At 41.8% G+C, this 19,142-nt stretch carries 8 protein-coding genes; 2 read left to right on the top strand and 6 right to left on the bottom strand.

The annotated features are described in order from the left end of the window. Nucleotides 1–50: 50 nt before the first annotated feature. The 3 genes from ACE1CA_RS06225 to ACE1CA_RS06235 all read right to left on the bottom strand — a co-directional run bounded on the left by ACE1CA_RS06225 (nt 51) and on the right by ACE1CA_RS06235 (nt 13,581). Nucleotides 51–9,053 (bottom strand): ExeM/NucH family extracellular endonuclease, encoded by a 9,003-nt coding sequence (locus ACE1CA_RS06225; protein ID WP_486517681.1) that lies wholly within the window; start codon nt 9,051–9,053, stop codon nt 51–53. Between the two features lie 553 nt (nt 9,054–9,606). Further along, nucleotides 9,607–13,404: a Yip1 family protein gene (locus ACE1CA_RS06230; RefSeq protein ID WP_413278224.1), complete on the bottom strand. Its 3,798-nt coding sequence runs from the start codon at nt 13,402–13,404 to the stop codon at nt 9,607–9,609. 33 nt (nt 13,405–13,437) lie between these two features. Continuing rightward, entirely contained in the window at nt 13,438–13,581 is a 144-nt protein-coding gene (locus ACE1CA_RS06235) for a hypothetical protein (protein WP_413278223.1), read from the bottom strand. A 260-nt stretch (nt 13,582–13,841) separates the two neighbouring features. Here ACE1CA_RS06235 and ACE1CA_RS06240 point away from each other — a divergent pair, with 260 nt between their 5' ends. Next, nucleotides 13,842–14,873, top strand: a complete 1,032-nt coding sequence (locus ACE1CA_RS06240) for an AI-2E family transporter (protein WP_413278222.1) — start codon at nt 13,842–13,844, stop codon at nt 14,871–14,873. Nucleotides 14,874–14,997: 124 nt separating this feature from the next. Here the strand turns inward: ACE1CA_RS06240 and ACE1CA_RS06245 are convergent, their stop codons facing one another. Then, entirely contained in the window at nt 14,998–16,287 is a 1,290-nt protein-coding gene (locus tag ACE1CA_RS06245) for a family 10 glycosylhydrolase (RefSeq protein WP_413278221.1), read from the bottom strand. A gap of 300 nt (nt 16,288–16,587) precedes the next feature. Here ACE1CA_RS06245 and ACE1CA_RS06250 point away from each other — a divergent pair, with 300 nt between their 5' ends. Continuing rightward, nucleotides 16,588–17,202 carry a DUF3611 family protein gene (locus tag ACE1CA_RS06250; RefSeq protein WP_413278220.1) on the top strand — a complete coding sequence of 205 codons (615 nt, stop codon included), beginning with the start codon at nt 16,588–16,590 and terminating at the stop codon, nt 17,200–17,202. 68 nt (nt 17,203–17,270) lie between these two features. Here the strand turns inward: ACE1CA_RS06250 and ACE1CA_RS06255 are convergent, their stop codons facing one another. Beyond that, a complete protein-coding gene (locus tag ACE1CA_RS06255) occupies nt 17,271–17,999 on the bottom strand; it encodes an AIM24 family protein (protein WP_413278219.1) in 729 nt (242 codons plus the stop codon). A 28-nt stretch (nt 18,000–18,027) separates the two neighbouring features. Beyond that, a complete protein-coding gene (locus ACE1CA_RS06260) occupies nt 18,028–18,801 on the bottom strand; it encodes a 7-carboxy-7-deazaguanine synthase QueE (protein WP_413278218.1) in 774 nt (257 codons plus the stop codon). Nucleotides 18,802–19,142: the final 341 nt, after the last annotated feature.

Here is a 19,142-nt window from a genome sequence, read left to right on the forward strand (position 1 = left end):
AGTAGAGACATTTTATAGAAACATCTCTACTCTAATGAATGAGGAAATTATCAGACAGTAGTAAACAGATTAGAAGCGATCGAACTTGCTGATACACCCACTAAGGAAGCTAACAGTTCGCCAGTGGAACCAACGCGAATCAGGGTATCATTTGCTTGAACACCTGTTCCTTGGGTAATTGTCAAACTTTGGAAACTTAAGCCACCAGCTAAAGTTAGTTTATCTTGAGTAATGACAAAATCCACAAAAAGATCGCTTCCAGCACCATAAGCTAAGACAAAAGTATCACGACCTGCACCACCTTCGATCGTATCATTACCAGCACCACCATTTAATAAATCATCACCAGCACCACCAAAAATTAAATCGTTATCCTCACAACCGCAAATGGTATCATTACCTAAATCGCCATATAAAGTATCATTTCCAGCATCACCGCACAATTTATCATCATCTTGACCACCACGTACAATGTCGTTACCTTCTCCACCAGAAACCGTATCATTACCTTGATTTCCATTGAGAAAATCGTCGCCTTCAAAACCTACTAAAACATCATTGCCAACCATGCCATATAGGGTATCATTTCCGCGATCGCCAGCCACAGTATCATTGCCTAAATCACCAAAAATCAAGTCATTATCTTGACCGCCTCTGGCAAAATCATCGTCTTTACCAGCAAAAATCGTATCATTACCTTTGTTGCCATTAATGAAATCTCGGTCTTGATTACCAAAAATCACATCATCACCAGACCTACCAAAGATACTGTCATTACCAATTCCTCCAAAAATTCGATCGGAATTATCACTTCCAACAATCAAATCATTGGGAGGATTACCATTAAAAACTGTTCCATTATGGCTATTATTTACTAGATTTTCTAAGTCTTCACAGCCACAATTATAGGTTTGAGGTGTTGGGGTTGGATTAGGAGTCGGATTGGGTTGTGGTTCTGGTTGTGGTTCTGGTTGTGGTTCTGGTTGTGGATTGGGTTGTGGTTCTGGTTGCGGGTTAGGTTGTGGATTTGGTTGTGGGTTGGGTTGCGGATTTGGTTGTGTATCATTGTCGGTAATACTAACAGCAACACTACCAAGATTTAAGTTGTAATTACTGTCGCTGCTAGTCGAACTGTGACCAATACTACTGCTATGATTTCCTTCAAATTGGGTATCATCTATTGCCGTTACTGTTACGGTTTGAGCAGTATTCCAAGTATTAGGAGTAAAGTTGAGAGAAATTGCGGTTCCTGCACCTGCACCTAAGTTAATTTGGTTGTTGCTAGGAGTAACATTTACGGTTACTGGTGCGGTGGGTTGAGTTGCCAAAACTACTGTGTAATTATCAGTTGCGCCGCCTTCAGTAACATTGGTGTTCGATCGGGAAATTATGACTCCCGCAGTATCATTGTCAGAAATGGTTACGGTAGCGGAATTATTAGCAGATAAATCGTAATCAGCGGCATCAACTAAACTGAGAATTACAGTTTCATTTCCCTCAACCAAATTATCATCAACTGGTGTAATAGTTACATCAACAAAAGATTGACCAGATGCAATTGTAGCCACACCAGTTAAACTTGGTGTGTAATCATTTGAATTAGCTTGTCCCCCAACCGTGTAAGTTACATTCAAAGCACCAACCGAACCGCCACCAGTGCGACTAATACGGAAAGTTCCCGCATCATTTCCAGCTTCCGAAGCATTCGCATCAATTGCTTGAATTGTTACCAAAGGTACAGCTAAATTCAAACCAATTACTACAGGATCGTGATCCGAAGAACGGTAAGGATCGGCATTATAGAAATTGGCTGGTTTAGCAGGCCCACCATTAGGTAAATTCTCTTGGTTATAATCAATTAAGCGATGTTCGTCGGCGTTAATATGCCATTCTGTTGCACCAGTAACTTGAGAAGTTAAACTGCTGCTAGATAGAGCATGATCGAGATATCCTACCTGTCCTTGGAAAAGGAAAGAATAAGCATTTTGACCAATGAATTGTTCGATTAAGTTAGTGTAACCCTGACCTCGAATAGCAGTAATTGGGTCTTCTTTAGCGTAGGAATTCAAATCACCAACTATCAAAAAGTCAGAGTCACCGCTATTAGTTGGATCGGTAGCTAACCAAGCAGTTAATTCATTAGCAGCTTGAGTTCTTGCTAAATTCCAAGCACCTTGTCCGTCGCCTTGGTCAGCATTCGGATCGCCAGCAGCAGGAGCGCTACCTTTTGATTTAAGATGATTAGTTACCAGTGTAAATTTACCACCAGTAGCAATGTCTTGAAAAGTTTGTGCTAAAGCTGGACGATGCAGACGATTTGCACCTTGATCGAAAGCGCCAGTAGTTAAAACTGCTGCATTTCCTACAGGGGTAACTTTGGCAGAATTGTAGATTATTCCAACTGTAATTTCATCAGTACCGAGTTGCGCTGAACCAGGGTTAATGAAAGCATAATTAGCACCAACTGGTAGGTTTGGCGAACTATTTAAACCATTAACTAAATCTTGAATGGCGCTATCATTTCCATATCCATCATTCTCTAGTTCCATGAGTCCGATCGCATCGGCATTCATCTTGAGAATGGCATCAATTGTTTTGTTTCTTTGGCGGGTAAATTCTGCTGAACTACTCGCACCTCTAGCAGTGGGAAAAGTTAAACCATTGAAATAATTGAGGAGATTGAAAGAGGCAACTTTCAGGTTTCCGTTAACATTTTCTGGTGCATTTGTCCGGGGATTTCCGGTAAATGTGGGAGTGGCAGTTGGGTGAATGCGGTAGTTGTTGAAAGAATAAGTTAAGACACCTTCAACATTGGTCACAGTTTGTCCAGTTCGGATTGGGTTGGTAGCGTTAAAACCGTAAGTGAAGGGAACTTGATAAGAACTATTTTTCCCGTCATCAAGGATAATTTTGTTGAGGTCATTTGCAGTTTGTTGGGTAGTTGCTGCTACACCCGGACTGACTATATTAGTAGGTTGAAATAATCTGCCATTGGATAAGGTGATTTCCCCAAATCTGACTAATTCAAAAGTATCGCTGACGGTGAGTGTTTGCGGAAATCTTACCCGCATTCCTTCATATTGTTCGGCAAAAATGTTGCTAACAAAGGGTAAGTTAACTGTTGCGGGTGTTATTTCTGCTAAAGAACCACCTGTTTGAATTTGAATTGCAGCAGCATTAGTAGGAGTAATTTGGGTTTGGTTGAAGAATTCGGAAATTATACCTGTTACCCGAACTTTTTGACCTTCACTAACATCAAGGAAACTGCTATTAGCAAATACGAATATCCCTTCGGAAGTTGAGGGGTTGCCGTCTTCATCGATCGTTTCTTCTTGTAAGAAAAATCCGCCTAAACCTCCCGATGCTGTAGGGGTTTGAAAATCACCGACAACGATACCTTCAATGGTTTGGGTGGTGTTAACTAAAGGACTGGTTGCGCCAGTTCCTTGAATTTGGTTGATTTTGGTTAGTGAGGTGATGGTAACGATTTCGCTGCGGAATTTTTGCCAGTTATCTTGAGGGAGTTCTTTGGCGATAACACCATCGTTATAAAATACACTATCACCGTTGTCTACTAATAGTTGAACTTGCGTTCCTGAAGTGAGTGAGTTGGGAACTTCGACGATGGATTCAAAACTACCATCGCTGTTTAATCCAGTTAAATTAGTTGACAGTAATTGCGGCGCATCATTAACATTTCCCGTCCAACTGTAGAGGCGAAAATCTCTGGGTGCTGTACCTGTAGCAGCGTCGGGAGGGCCAGCAATAATCAGGTATTCGTTGTTAGCATTGCGATCGATACTGCGAATTCCTCGTCCGCCTAAATCTAATTCAATTGGTGCGCCGATGTTTGCGCTGGTTGCTGCACCTGTTACTAAGTCAGTAAAGTTAATTATGGGTGCAATTAAGGCTTTTTGGCGATTTATGGTGGGTACATTTGGTGCTCGGAATGCAACGTAGGCGGTGGTGCCGTTTGGTGCGATCGTCAATCCTTCAATATTAAACCCACTACCATCAGCTGTTTCTGGAATTACACCAGTAGCAGCACTATTGCTAAAACCATAACCGTTAGCATCTCCCCAAGTAATTAAATCGGTTCTTAAATTATCGTAGCGACCGACATAATTAAGTGTGGTATTTGCACCAGTTCCAGAAATATCGGTGGCGAATAACCGATAACGGTTGGGTCGAGAACTGCCGCTACTAGAGTTACTATGGGAAGCTAACCAATAGATTCTGTTGCCAATTTTAGTAGATGCTTCGATGTCAACTTCTCTGGGAACGCCGCCGGAAATATCAGTTAAACCCAGTGAAGATGTAAAGTCAAAACTGGTGAGGGGTAAACCGGAGTTGTTGCGATCGTACAATCTAATCTTTTGATCTTCGTCATCAGCAACGAACATATAATTGGAGTCGATCGCGATCGCTGTACTCGCATCACTCGCACCTGTCAAAAATCTCGTTGTTGTCGGATTCACCGAAGCAGCAGAAGCAGCATATTTAATTACGTAATCCGCAGTTGCGCCACCACCATCGGTAACTCTAACCGTAATATCTGAATACCCCACACCAGCGGGATTAATTTTCAGATTGTAATTGTTTCCCGTGTTCGTCAAGTTTAAATTTGCTAACGGTACAACAGCAGTATTGCTACTACTAAGAATCGACACAGTTGGGTTAGGAGTTTCCGTATCGGCAACTGTAAAATCAATGCCTAAAATTTTTGCTGGATCGGTAGGATCGTTAATCACAGCACTAACATATCCCGTCCCCGTAGTTGCCAGATTTAAAAATGGTGTGGTGCTATTTTCGCTAATAGTTGGGGGATTGTTGGTGAGGTCATTATCGGTGATATTAGCAGTGACGGAAGTAATGCTAATTCCGTTATAGGTGGCATCAGTGCTAGTCGCAGTATGAGTGATTGTGCCAGTATGATTTCCTTCTTGTACAGCATCATCAACTGCGGTGACGGTGACAGTTTGCGCGATATTCCAATTAGCAGAAGTGAAGGTTAAATTGTTGGTATTGGTGCTAGTTTGAGTACCGGAAGCGATCGCAATAATTACGTCAGCAGTCGGTTGAGTATTTAAGACAACGGTGTAGCTATCTGTTGCACCACCTTCGGCGATGTCAGTGCTGGCGCTAGATTGACGAATGGTAACTCCTGGCTGAATAATGTAACCACCAGGGTTGCCAATGTCACCACCAGTAGATGTGTAGGAAATTTTAGCATCCGGGACAGCCGATAATTGCCAAGTTGCCTGGTTATTGCTACCGAGATTTGCATTACCAGTCCAGGCACTACGGTTATTCGCGTCAAAAGTGGCACTAACATAAGTGAGGCGATCGATCAGCGTGTTCGTGTTATCGTACAGGTTGATCTCATCGGAAGCACCTAAGTTGTGAATCAGTCCACCAATCACTTTCACGGTGTTAGGTAAACCCCAAGCAGTGCGAAATGCTGCTTCTGTGCTTTCTGTCAGGATAACCGACTCTCCAGGTTGTACGACACCGAAAGACGAGAGGGAAAACGAACCCGCTATGCGCGAAGAGTCATCGAAACTCCAGCCAGTCATGTCTACTGTGCTGCTACCGACGTTGGTAAATTCAACAAATTCACCATTCGCACCACCACGCATATATTCGGTGATGCGGATAGCCCCTGGCGCAACATCATTATCGGCGATCGCTACCGTAGCCGAAGTATTTGCCCCCAAAGTATAGTTAGCATTAGCAGCTAAAGTCAGGGTAACGTTTTCACTCCCTTCGACTGCGGTATCATCAACTGGTGTAATCGTGACATCAACAAAATCTTGTCCGGCTGCGATCGTCGCTGTACCTGTTAAGTTGTCGTAATCTGTACCGTTGGTTGCCGATCCACCTATGGTGTAATTTACTGTTAAAGCGTTGGTAGTGCTGCCTGTACGAGTGATGCGGAAAGTGCCTGTGTCTTGTGCTGCTTCAGCGGCGTTGGCATCGGTAGCTGCGATCGAAACTGTGGGTAAAGCAGCGTTAATCACATTTACTTGGTTAGAAGTAGCATTGACCGTTACAGATGAATTATTTGGATCTTGGTAAGTTGCCTTTGCGATATTAATAATCCCCTGAACAGTAGCAGACTGATTAACTTTTCGTTGGAATGTAAATGTTCCCGACGCGCCTGGTACAACTGAATTAGCCAGAGTATTGATATATTTAGTGACATCATTAGCTGCCGTAGTACCGCTTTGTTCGCCACCCAAAAGATTAGTAGCAGGGTCGCCACTAAAATATTGAATTGTTCCTGCTCCCTGTGCCGAACCAGTAACGTGACTGGTATCAATTACACTATCGCTATTATTATCTTTTGCCCAATTATTTAGAGTGCCGTCTTCGCTAATCACCACACTGTCAGCATTCAAGATTATATTACCGTTACCACTGGCTGGTTGTGCTTCGGAAATATTTTGGTACTGCACAACGTACTCAACAATGTTGCCAGAGGCAGATGTTTTTGATGTGGTGGAGAGAGTACCATCAGTTCCTTGAACGGCTGGCCCGGTTCCTTGCAAAATTCGACTTTGTGTTACTTGTTGCAGGAAACCTGTGTACACGCGATCGATCGTGTTGTTTTTTACTGAGTCATCTGCAACGCCATTAAAATTACTGTCAAGGAATGCGGTGATTGTTACAGGGAAGCCGCGTTGTATATTGGGATCGGTTGAAAGGGGCGTACCGGAGGGCAGATCGATACTGACTGTATAGTTAGCAGTCGCATTTGCGGCTAATAACCCGATCTGGAGGGGGTTAAATTGACTGATTGGGTTGCCGCCTACAAAGCCAGAGCTACTTGTTAATGTAAAGGCTGTGCCGTTGTATGTGTAGGTAGCAGATGAACTACCATAAGAGAGAGTTACAACTGTACTGCTAGGCAAGTCAGCTAGGTTGGTTGGCACAGCAGGTAATAAAGATATATTAGCTGAAGCAGTACCTGTATTGGTAACAGTATTAGTAAAGGTAATTGATGCTGGGTTTAAGAAAGTTCCCGGTGATGTATTAGCGGGAACTTGGGAAGATTTATTAGTAAAGTCATCGTTGTTATTTGTTGGCCCAACTGCATCAGGAGAACCGCTTGGCCCATTGAGAACTCCTAAAGTTACGGCAGGGTTTACTGTACTAGGAATCTGAGTAGTAATTGAGTTATTTGTTTCGTTACTTTCAGCAATGGTGTTGTTAGGATCGACAACTAAGGTAGCGTTACCAAGAGTACCTGCTTGGGTGGGTGTAACGTTAACGTTAATTTGGGCAAATGCACCTGCGTTGATGCTGCCACCAGTGAAAGTTAGTTCAGAACCATTAATAGTTGGAGTGCTAAAACCACCACCGAGAATATTGGAGGAATTGTAGGTAACGTTGGCAGGTAAAGTGAATTTTAATTCGATGCCAGTAGCATTAGCAGTGCCATTGTTTTGAACATCTAATGTATAGTTAAAAGGTGTACCTACAGTTAGTGGGCCGGGGGTGGAAATCCCAGTGCTTAAATCAGGAAACGGATTTGTAGGCGCAAATGCCACACCTCGGAAGGCTGTGTTAGTTGCAGCCGTTGCTATGGTTGAAAGAGTGCCTGTCAGAGTTGCATTGTAGCCAGAAGTGTCAGTCAATTTATACAATGAACCACCACCAGATCCCGTAGACCCACCAGTAGTGCCATAAAGGGTAACATTTGAGCCATTGGCAATACCCGTTAAACCTCTGACACCAGTAGCTGCGATCGTTCCATTCGCAGACCAGCTACCAGATGAAAGGGAATACTTTTTAATCTGATTTGCACTATCATCTGCAACGTAAAGTGTGTCAACCCCTGCAACGCCAGCATTAAGGTCAGCGAAAAAGAAGCTATATGCGCTTGGGCTGTTGGTATCTGTTAAACCAGGTAATCGTGTAATGGTCTGAGCGCCACTTGTTGGCAAACCCGTACCAACCGTTTCAATCCCCTTAAAGGTATTAGTACCAGAACTAGATGAAGCATATAACTGATTGTTGAAAATATTTAATTGACGCACATTTCCAAAGGTACCGCTGGCAGCCGTACTGCTAAGGTCAGTAGAGGTTGTAGATCCAAAAGTAGTGTAACGTACACCACCAGCACCACCCGCAACCCATATATCTGTTCCGTTTGTACTAACAACCGATCGCGCATTATTGCCAGTTGCAAAATCAGATAATGCAGTTGAAGTGTCAACTAGACCATTAGCATCAACACGACCAACAACCCGATTAACAGATGCACTTGTTGAACTTGTTAATCCAGTTGTAGGTATAGGCGCATCGTATCCTGTTAGAAACAGATATTTCCCATCGGCGGAAAGTGTAAGTAATCCCTCTGACGTTGCGGTACCACTCGCAATCAATCGTTTGTTAGCGCCACTAACTGTAGTTGGTAGGGCGATCGATTGGACGATCGTACCTGTAGGTGTGTACTCATCCAAAAATACAGGGTTGCCAGTGTTAACCAGGGTGTTGCTTCCATCTCCAACCCGATAAATAACAAGATTTCCAGCCGTGAAAGGAGCTAAAACTGAGTTGTAAGCTGACCTTACCCCAATCTGAAAGGCGAGGGGAGCAGTGATATTACCGGTGGCATATTCTAAATTCCAATCTCCACCCAAAACGACGCTACCAGTTGCATCATCTGAGGCGGCGATATCTGCACCTGTAATTTGACTTAACTGTTGAACAAAGGTTTTACCTGTGTCGCCTTGCGCTACATTACACCCGTAAAGCAGAATATCAGCACCGGGCGTGAGAGAATTTGACCACTGTTGTAGTAAATCGCTGTATGTACTTTGAATAGTTTGGGAGTTTAGTTGCGCTATTCCCAGTTGTAAATTTCCTGAAGTTCCATGAGAAACAATGTGTACGGTGTCGAATATACCTGTTTTTAAGGCTTCGCTGATTTGTGTTACACCATCTTTAGTTGGATCGAGAATCACCAGTTTGGTGTCAGTATTTAGTCCCTGGAGAAGGCTTTGGTAATCGGGAACTGTAGGATCGATAAATAAAATGGCAGTCATTGAAAAATACCTCTTTGAATGATAGAAACACAAGTAAATCAAAAAACAACTGAAACCCAAAAATTTAGTGATTTGTGAGTTGGTCGCAACCTTGATTTGACTAAATGAAAAAGTTAGAATACACCGCAACGGAAATGTTTGGTTTCTATTTAGTTAACTGTAGAAACATCAAATAATTTCCTTTGATTAATCGATCGATTACCCACAAAAATTACTAGCGACAAACTAGCTAAGTAAGCTCGCACAGAAACTAAACCCAGCTAATTTATTACTAGTTTTTTCAGGTAAATATGTAAATCTTTATTAACCAACAATCTCAAAATACCATGAGAATTATTGGTGAAACCAGAGTACATTCACGGAGAGAGAAATATAAATTTTCCTTGTACTAAATAGTAGGTCATCAAAGCCAGAAAAACCCCACCCCTGCCAAAGCTACGCTTTGTCTCCCCTCCCCGTAAATGGGGAGGGAATTAAGGGGTGGGGTTTAACTTTGTAGTAAGGACAACAAATTATGTGAACTTGACATCAACCGCAAAGTTTCCAGATTCACTTAAACTAAGGGAAAACTCGTAGGAGCGATCGGTTGAATATCCCGATCGTAACCGCCGATTTGATTAGTACGTAAAACCCAAATTGTCGCCCCATGTTTGAGGAAAATTTGAGCGATCGCATCACTAGCAATCCGGGGTAGAAGAGTGCGCCAACTGCCTAAACCAGTTAAGAGATTTTGTAATGGATTATCTTCCAGAGTACTGCCCAAATTATACTCGTTTTTTTCCCAATCAGAACGCGGCCCACCAAAAGGTTGCAGTTGTTTTTGCAATTCTTTCTTTAGCTGATTGAGTTGCCAAAAACGTCCTTCTTGTTCTGGACTAACTGCGAGTAATTTTTTCACTAGTTCCGGGTGAGCTTGCAAAAATTTGGTGGTTTGAGTCAAACTTGCAAACAATGCTTGATTAGAGTCTTGGGCACAGTTGTTAGCAGGGCCAACAAAAGTTCCCCCAGTGCCATCTCCGATGCGATAACGAGCCGCCATAACTTCCAATTGTCGTAACATTTCCACTAAAGGAGAAGCTTGGAAGCCATCAATGTTGTATATACCTGTAAAAGAATCGAGTTTTATCAAAATATCGCACACTGGACGCACACCCGCCCAACCAAATTGGCGATCGCCCATGTAACGCGACCAATCCAAAATACCCGCAATCAGACCATCTGTGTTATGAGTATAAATCTGGTAATAGCGAATATCAAATTTCAACTCATCAGCTAAAGGTTCCCGAACAACTTGAGCGACACCGTAAGCAAAATGTCCAAAGAAAATGGGAGTACTAGCAGCAGGTTCTTTCTTTTTCCCCCCAATACCTCCGTAGGTGTGGATAACCAAAGCGAGGTCGTTTTCTTGCCAATCTGCGATCGCTTCTGCGATTCCCTCCCGACGGGGACTGAGTAACACAGAAGTAATTCTACCTTTCTTGGCGGCTGCATCTGCCCAAGCACCTTTGAGGATGTATTTCTCCCCTTGTTTGCGTCCAAAAATTACCTCTTGCGGTTGCAGGCGCAACAAAGCACGGGGAGCAATAGACTGAACTACAAAAGTTCCCGAAGCATCTTTGGCACCGTAGATATACCAACCTTGTTCGTTAAGTGAAACCTTCTCAATACTGCGACTAGTGGAAGGAAAACAACCATTAATATTTGCCTTTACCTGCGGCATTCTAACAATTTCAGCAGCGCCATCAAACTTTCCCGTTGCTTGATTAAAATGCCAAACACGAAATTTGTCTGTATCAGCGATCGGCTTGATAAATTTCACCAGTGCATAGTAACGCCCAGTAATTTGCACAGGTGTACTGGAGATGTAGAGGGAAGTGATAAAGTTTTGAGTTTTGAGTTTTGAGTTTTGAGTTAAAGAGTTTTCTTGCCCCTGTGCCCCTCTGCTCCCCTGCTCTTCTACAATGACTGGCTCATTGAGCATTACAATTACATCATCTGCGGGATGGGAGCCAGCTAGAGATTCTAGAGGGTTTACTCGCTGCCAGTGGTTTAAGCGATCGGGATGAATTAACCCACCATACTTGCTGCTATACTCAGCATCAGCACTAAAGTGAACGTCTCTGGTGACTGCTGCCATTAGCTTTTGCACAAAAGGTTCGTGGCTCCAACGCAAGTTTACTACCTGCCCGACTAAGTGCTGAAAATTATCAGGGGCGTGATAAATTTCTATCAATGCTCCCCGCACTTGATGTCTTTGTTCGGGTTTGGGTAAAATCAAGCGACCCACCCAATCACCAATGGGGCGATATAGGACGGGATCTACAGTTTGATTAATTGGATAATAATTGGGATGGTTAAAATCTGCTGCTTGATAAAGAGTATAGTCGCTGATTTTCCTTTTCATTAGCTGGTCAGCCCTTAAAGCTTGACCTTGGAGAATTTGCAAAATTACTTCGATCGTTTGCTCTAAATAACTACATCCATCAGCTAAAAAAGCGTTCGGGTCCATCATCCCGCCTGGAACTTGGTGTCCCACTGGCCCTAAAGAAATGATACTAATTTTTCCCTTGCGTTTGGCTCGGTTCCAGTAAGACAAGAAAAATATCTTCCAACGACCGGGAAACATAATCGGCCCAATGCGTTCTACACTGTCCTTATCTCCGACTAAATGATAAAGATGTTGTAATTTCAGGATGTTGTTATTGCCGCTCATTACGCCACCTAACGAGACGACATCGATCGAAGCCCCCGTTGCCCGTCTTAAGTATGGCCCAGCCGCAACGGACATTTCCCCACCCCCACTATAACCAATGAGCGTAATCGGTACGCCGCTGCCAGGTTGATAACCCTCTTTAATTAACCCGTTGTAAAGTACCTGTGCAATGCCTTGATTGTAGATCGGGCCGTAACGTTGATCTGCGGAAACTGCCACTATAAACACATTTCGCAAATTAAGTACTACTCCCAATAATGCAGTTGGGTTGCTCCAACGCATTTTATCTGCCAGTCGCCACAAAAATGCTAAAGGTCGGTCTTGATTCAAGGGTTTATTGAGTACGGAGTACATCATTAATCCCTCGATCAGTTTCATATCTTCGGGTAAAACCGCTTTAAAAGCAGTGAGAAAGTCCTCAACATCAGGGGTGTACTCTTCGCCAGATTGCCCAATGCCATCTAAGTAAATTATGTAGCGGGAGAGTTTTTCGGGATTGGGGACTGGGGACTGGGGACTGGGGACTGGGGAGGTTTGCGATTCTACCGTGTTTAAATCGTCACCGTACCAACCAGCCCACCAGCCAAGGGTTTCTAGGGGTGCGAGTAAGCCAGCGAAGACGATCGCCACTACGCCAATCCAAACTAAATTAAAAATTAAGCGAAACAATTTAGGTAAGTCATCATACCAGCCAAAAAAGAAATTGCGAATTGGGCGCATCAGATCGGTTAAGAGAATAAAAATGACTGCCATTGCTAACAGACTGATAACCCATTTAATAATTGCGGAAATGTTGCGGCTATCCTGTTCTAGCTGAACAATGGGATCGGAGGTGTCAACGCTTTGAGTAACTTTAATTTCTGGGGATGTTGATTGATGGGTTACTTTTTGGGCTACTGCTTGGATGGCATCAGTTGCCGATCTACCCTGTTGACGGGGAGGGGTGGCGTTAACTTCTGGTACTGTAGTTTGAGTTGGGGTAATGATGGGTGAAGAAGTTTGGGCGATACCGGATTTAATAATTTCCCGAAGTTCCTCATAGTTGGTAGCTAATTGAACTCCGGCAACTCGATCGGCAATTTTTTTACCTAGTTTAGCGATCGGTTGTCCGATCGTACTTTCTAATACTTGAAGAGCTACCCAGCCAAATGCTACATAACCAAGGGCGATCGTCTCACTCACATTAGTAACAGCACTAAAACCCACAACCATTGCCAGCAACCGCCACACCGATAGTAAATTCAAAATTGGCACGCCTACGTAGGGTAACGCCCCTAAAAAGCTAAACAACAAAGGTGCATAACTTAGTCCCAACACCTTCATCAGTTGCAAAAAGGGAACATTAATCGACCAAGGTAACAAGCAAATCAGCCAGGTACTAAATACTAAAAATAGAAACCCGAAAGTATAAAGAATTGCATTCAGGAACAAGCTAAAAACGAAACGGACTGGCCTAATGCGGTTAATAAACAAAATAATACTTTGTCCAATACTCAAAGATAAACCAGCTAATACCACCACCAGCAAAGCTAAAAACATTCCATCCCTTAGATTAACAATAGCTTGAAATGTTTCTGAATTAAAACTAAATACCCCTCCGATTAATTCCCAGAACTTAGATGAAGCCGTTGTGTTCATGGCAGTATTTCCCTAATAGAATGAGTTGCGAGATTAAGATATGATGCCGATCGATCGCCAATGCGTATGCGTTAGCACATATTTACCCGATCGGGTGGCACTAGCGCAACCAGGCAGCAGGCAGAAGGGGACAAAACCTTTGATTTTCAGCTTTTTCCTTTTTAACTGCTCTATCATTTCTACTACGCCGCACTAGTTTATCCAAATACAATAAGCAAAATATAAGAAACTAGGCTACCAAATTGGTTCTTTTGTACTTGTGGGGGAAAGGGTCTGGGGTATTCGCGATTCATGAATCGCCCCTACGACTGGGATTTCTGATAAATAAAGTATTCCAAGAATTAATTAGATTTATTTATTAGACTCTTAAGATAGATGTCAACCAGAAGTAAAGTCGAGATAATCTTTGAAAATCTCTATAAATAGGAGTCGTAATTGTGCGTTTCGAGCAATGGTTAGGACTATTTGCTTTTATTATTTCTGTTTATATATTGTGGCAAATTAACCAAATCATACTATTGGTATTCGGTGCAGTAGTACTGGCAACAGTTTTAAATAGAGTAGTGATATTCCTTCAGAGATCTCGCATAAAACGAGGTATTGCTGTAGCTTTAACCATTCTATTTTTACTATTATTTATAGTTGCTTTTTTTGCGATAGTGTTTCCGCCAATTATCGATCAAGTACGAAAATTAATTGACTTATTACCAAAATCATTACAAAGTGTGCGTCTCTGGTTTGATTGGATACAAACTGTAGTTCCGCATCAACTAGTAGATAATATTCGTAATTTGCAAGGTTTTACGCAAAATTTACAAACTTGGTCAAGTCGGTTATTTGGTAACTTTTTTGCTTTCTTCAACAATTCGTTAGGTATCGTGTTAAATTTTCTACTCTTTTTAGTAATAACTATCATGTTTTTGGTAAATCCTGCACCATACCGTCGAGTTTTTGTCTTAGCGTTTCCGGCATTTTATCGACGGCGAGTTGAAGAGATTCTTTCGGAGTGCGAAACTTCTTTAGTTGGCTGGATTAAAGGCACTTTATTTGATATGTTAGTTATTGCTATAGTTAGTTATATTGGGCTGTTAATTTTACGAGTACCATTGCCGTTAGTTAATGCTTTGTTAGCAGGTTTATTAGAATTTATCCCTAATGTTGGCCCAACTTTAAGTTTAATTCCACCTACATTATTGGCTTTTCTTGATGCACCTTGGAAAGCGGTGGCAGTGATCATTTTGTACATTATAATTCAGCAGTTTGAAAGCTTGGTTTTGGTGCCAATGGTAATGAAGCAACAGGTATCTTTGTTACCAGTATTTACTATTTTGTCAGTAGTAGTTTTTTCCAGCTTTTTCGGGTTTTTGGGTTTGTTTTTAGCAATTCCGCTATTAATTGTAGTGCAAATTTGGTTAAGAGAAGCTTTGGTCAAAGACATACTTAATCAATGGCAACCGAAGGAGGAGTAGGGGACAAGGGGACAAGGGGACAAGGGGAAGTTACGAGTTTTAAGTTATCTCCCCTGCACCCCTGCACCCCTGCTCCCCTGCTCCTCTGCTCCCCTGTGCACCCCTGCACCCCTGCTCCCCTGCTTTATTGCTGTGCGGTTATGCGAGAGGCTGGGGAATTAAACAAGGCTTTAAAGTTGGATTTGCGTTCGACACTAGGTTCTGGTGCATAGTCCCAAAGGCTTTCGTAGAAGAAGAAAGTTACGCCTAAACCCCGATCGCGTGCGGCTTGCACTTTAGACTTAATTAATGGCATAGACACTGGGCGATTTCTTAAACCTGTGAGAACACCGACTGCGGTAGGAATTTTTTGTTGTGCTGCTTGAATTTCCGATCGCCCAATCTGATCGAGAAAACTGGGCATATCGGGACGATAAACTTGCACAATTAATTCATCAACAATATTTTGTTCTACCCAAGTCGTCCAATCTTGCAAATAACCATTGTAAGCGGTGATGTAAGGGTTAGGTGAAACGGAGAAAATTGCTTGGGGTTTTCTCTGTTTGACTGCTTGATTCAGTTGTGTCATGAAGGCAGTAATTTTATCTGCACGCCAACGCATCCAATCGGGATCTTCGGGATTTGCTGGTGCATTTTTGCCTGTTTCTTGTTTGTATAAGGCTAGGGTGTAGCGATCGTACCCGAACTCTTTTGGTAAACAGGTATGATCGTCAAATTGAACGCCATCAACATTATATTTACTGATAGCCTCCAACACTAAATCAGTCATGAATTGCTGCACCTCTGGAAGGAAAGGATTTAACCAAACTACTTCGCCAGCGGCACTAATTGATGTTAGACTCCTGTCCTGTTTTCTGGTTAACCAATCGGGATGATTTAAGACTAATTCAGAGGTAGGCGGAGCCATAAAACCAAACTCAAACCAGGGAATTACTAGCAAATTTTGGCGATGAGCAAATTTAATTAATTCTGCCAAAATGTCTTGTCCCTGCGAACCTTTACCGATATATGATTGATAAATTCCTGTTTTTTTTGCTACTTGACTGTCAGGATACTGCACGTAACCAGAATTCCATACCACTGGATAAATTGTGTTAAAATTCAGTTGTGCTAATTGATTCACGGCATTTTGCAGTTTGGCATTATCCATGAGCACATCAGTATCATTGCTCGTCATCCAAACTCCGCGAATTTCCGGTGCTGGAGGTCGTGCAACTGGTGGCGCAATCTGTTCTTCGGGAAAGAGAATCAGTTGAGCAAATGCTTTGATTGGTTGACCAATTAGCAAAACTGTGATTAGTGATGCCAGAACGAGCAAGCCAAAGTATTGAGGCGAGCGTCGCCACCCTTTACGGGTTAAAAGTGATTTACTTGACTTTAATCGTGATTTTGCTACCAAAGCTCTTAGTTGCATACCTTCTTAACAAAACTTTGAAGTAATTATACAAGTATTTTTACTCAGTAAGTAAATAGCTGATTTAAGATTGCTATTTTGGCTTGCGAGCAAAATAATTTAATTTAATCTTACCTACAAATTATTTATTAAGCTCTACGGATTTTACCTAAATAAGAAATTTTCTTTCTTACGGAAGTCGAAATTTGGCGATCGCATCACTACCGTAAATATATGTATCCCGATAAAAATTAGTTCATTGTCAGGACTTCAGTCCTGCAATTTCCCAATGTCAATACCATATAAAGATAGGAAAATCTCATGCAAACTCACGTAGAAAAAGCCACAAAAGATCTCAAACTAAAGAGAATTGCTAATGCTTTAAGATGGACAGGTTGGGTAAGTTTTTGGGTACAGCTAATTTTGCTTGCTGTTACTTCCCTAATGTTAATATTGGCAATTTCCGGTCGCACTTTCAATCGTACCGCAGAGACTACCCCTGTAGGACAAGCAGTTAATTTTAATCAAAGCACAACACCCGGAATTGGAATTGGTATTTTTTGGGCGGGATGTGGAATTTTAGCATTATTATTTGGTCTTTTTATGGCGTTCCGTCAAACTCGTTTAGCCAGAAGATTATTTAACTCTAATGAGGCAATTTATCCCCAAAAATCAGAGGTTTTACAAGTGCTCCGTTGGGGTGTAATTATTGGTTTAGTGGGAATGCTTTTAAGTATTTTAGGCGGTGGTGCAACCATTGGTATGTTATTGGCAAAATCGATCGCCCAACCTCAAGGTGTAGCAATTTATGACCCCAGTAGAATTATTAGGTCTTTAGATATTTTCGTAGCAGCAGCAAACATGAATGCAATTACCGCTCACTTTGTCGGAACTATAACTTCTTTAAGTGTAATTAACTGGCTAAATCGTCAATAATCAGAATCGTTACCAGGTTGAACCTGGTAACGAAAAACAGAGGCTCTGCCTCAAGGTGCAAGTCTCAGTTAACCTAATCCCATTCCTTCAGTTTCCGAAACTAATAATCTACCTTCTCCCTCATAAACCCAGACAAAACCTTCACCACCACCTCTACCAAAATGCCCTAATTTGCGATAATCTTCGACAATTCCTTTGGTGAAACCTTTTACCATATCAAAATCAGCAATGAGGATTTCACCTCTGTTTAATTCCACCACTTTTGCAGGTGTAATTGTTCCCAATACAGCTTTTGCTGCCTTATTTGGTAAAGCTTTCAAGGCAATTCTCCATTTACCATCGCTAGAACCGATCGTTTGTCGATACTTCAATCTTTTTGCCCCAACTACTACATTATCCGAGCAAAATTGAAATATGTCATCATCAAATTCCCATTGTTCGTGGTCTGCTATTGCGATCGATGTATAATGCAAAAAATTCCCCTTTTGTCTTGGCTCTAAATGTACCGTACCAGTCCCTTTATAAACCGGAGCATTGTACTCAATATCTGTAGTCAAAGCAACCCAAATATCCCTTAAACGATTATCAGTTTTGTAAATCTCATAAGATAATCTACCAACACATCTATGTAAAGCTCCTTTTTGAATAATTACTCCCGAATTTTCCAGATGAATTTCCACTTGCTGAACAAAAGGAATAGTTTTTGTGGGATGATAATATTTGTTAGTTTCTTTGTTGATGTTATTTTGCAGATACCACAAATCTGTCGGTTCTAAAACTTTAACTAGGTATTCCATAACTGTAACAAAACTTTTGCAAAAATTTTCAAAGTTGACCGATCGTTTTATGTGTTTGGGGAATTACCCGCACTTGTTTAACAAAACGTTTCATTAAACCTTGCCATTCTAAAACAAAATCTGGCGGAGGTGCTAAGATGCTTGATTGATTAGCAATGGGTGTTACAGGTTGCAAAAATATGGAAATTTCCGGGTTGCAAGCTGCTACTAATTCTCCAGCTAATTCTAACTCTTGAGGATTAGTTTCGCTGGAAATAATCAGCTTGACAAAAGTTTCCAAATTAGCATCATGGCATAAGTTTAAAAACTTTTGATGGGCTGACCAATGATTTTCATCGCTGACGCTAGGTAATTTGATATCCATACCCACAGAATCTAAATAAGGTAACACCATTGCTAATTCTTCTGGGCGATGTCCACCCGTTTCTAAGTAGATAGGCAATCCAGTAAGGTTGCGTACTTGCGGAAGAAATTCAACTAAAAAACTTGCGTGAAGTAACGGTTCCCCACCAGTCAAACTGATGTTGTCATGCAACCCCGGTTGGTTTTGCTTTTCTACCCAGTCTAATAAAGATGGTAGTGCTACTGGATTGGGATAGTTGACAAAATCGCGTTTTCCTGGTGTTTGTTCAATTTTACAGGTTGGTGGTGTTTGCCAGGTGTGGGCGCTATCGCAATAATGACACCGCAAGTCGCAAATTGCGAAGCGGATAAAGATTTGGCGTGTACCAACGTTCAAACCTTCGCCCTGAATGGCGGAAAATAGTTCAATTAATCGTGCTTTCAGAAAATTATCGGTCATTTATTAGTCTCATCTGCTGAAAACCATGCTAACTTTTATTCTTCTAACTGTTTTACTTAAGTAGAAAAGCATTCGTGCCTTCTGGATCGGAATTTTTCAGTATAAGTGGGAACTAGTATTTTTGCTCGATCGGGTTATAAATGTGTTAAATACGGTAATTTATGACGATCGCACTCAGTATAAACCAATTGGTTTCATGTTACTTAAAATTAATTAAACGCAGATTCACTGCCTAGCTTAAACTGTTTCCAGTGATGGATATCACAGAATTTAGAGAAAAAACCATAAATTAATATCATGAGTTAAGCGATCGAACAATGCCGCCTTAACTTTAGGAATTC

It is taken from the genome of Floridaenema evergladense BLCC-F167 (assembly GCF_041929205.2).
GTDB classification, from domain to species: domain Bacteria; phylum Cyanobacteriota; class Cyanobacteriia; order Cyanobacteriales; family Aerosakkonemataceae; genus Floridanema; species Floridanema evergladense.

Coding starts and splice junctions, on each gene's coding strand:
- ACE1CA_RS06230 (WP_413278224.1), bottom strand. CDS start 13,404: ATGAACACAACGGCTTCATCTAAGTTCTGGGAATTAATCGGAGGGGTA.
- ACE1CA_RS06235 (WP_413278223.1), bottom strand. CDS start 13,581: ATGATAGAGCAGTTAAAAAGGAAAAAGCTGAAAATCAAAGGTTTTGTC.
- ACE1CA_RS06225 (WP_486517681.1), bottom strand. CDS start 9,053: ATGACTGCCATTTTATTTATCGATCCTACAGTTCCCGATTACCAAAGC.
- ACE1CA_RS06260 (WP_413278218.1), bottom strand. CDS start 18,801: ATGACCGATAATTTTCTGAAAGCACGATTAATTGAACTATTTTCCGCC.
- ACE1CA_RS06250 (WP_413278220.1), top strand. CDS start 16,588: ATGCAAACTCACGTAGAAAAAGCCACAAAAGATCTCAAACTAAAGAGA.
- ACE1CA_RS06255 (WP_413278219.1), bottom strand. CDS start 17,999: ATGGAATACCTAGTTAAAGTTTTAGAACCGACAGATTTGTGGTATCTG.
- ACE1CA_RS06245 (WP_413278221.1), bottom strand. CDS start 16,287: ATGCAACTAAGAGCTTTGGTAGCAAAATCACGATTAAAGTCAAGTAAA.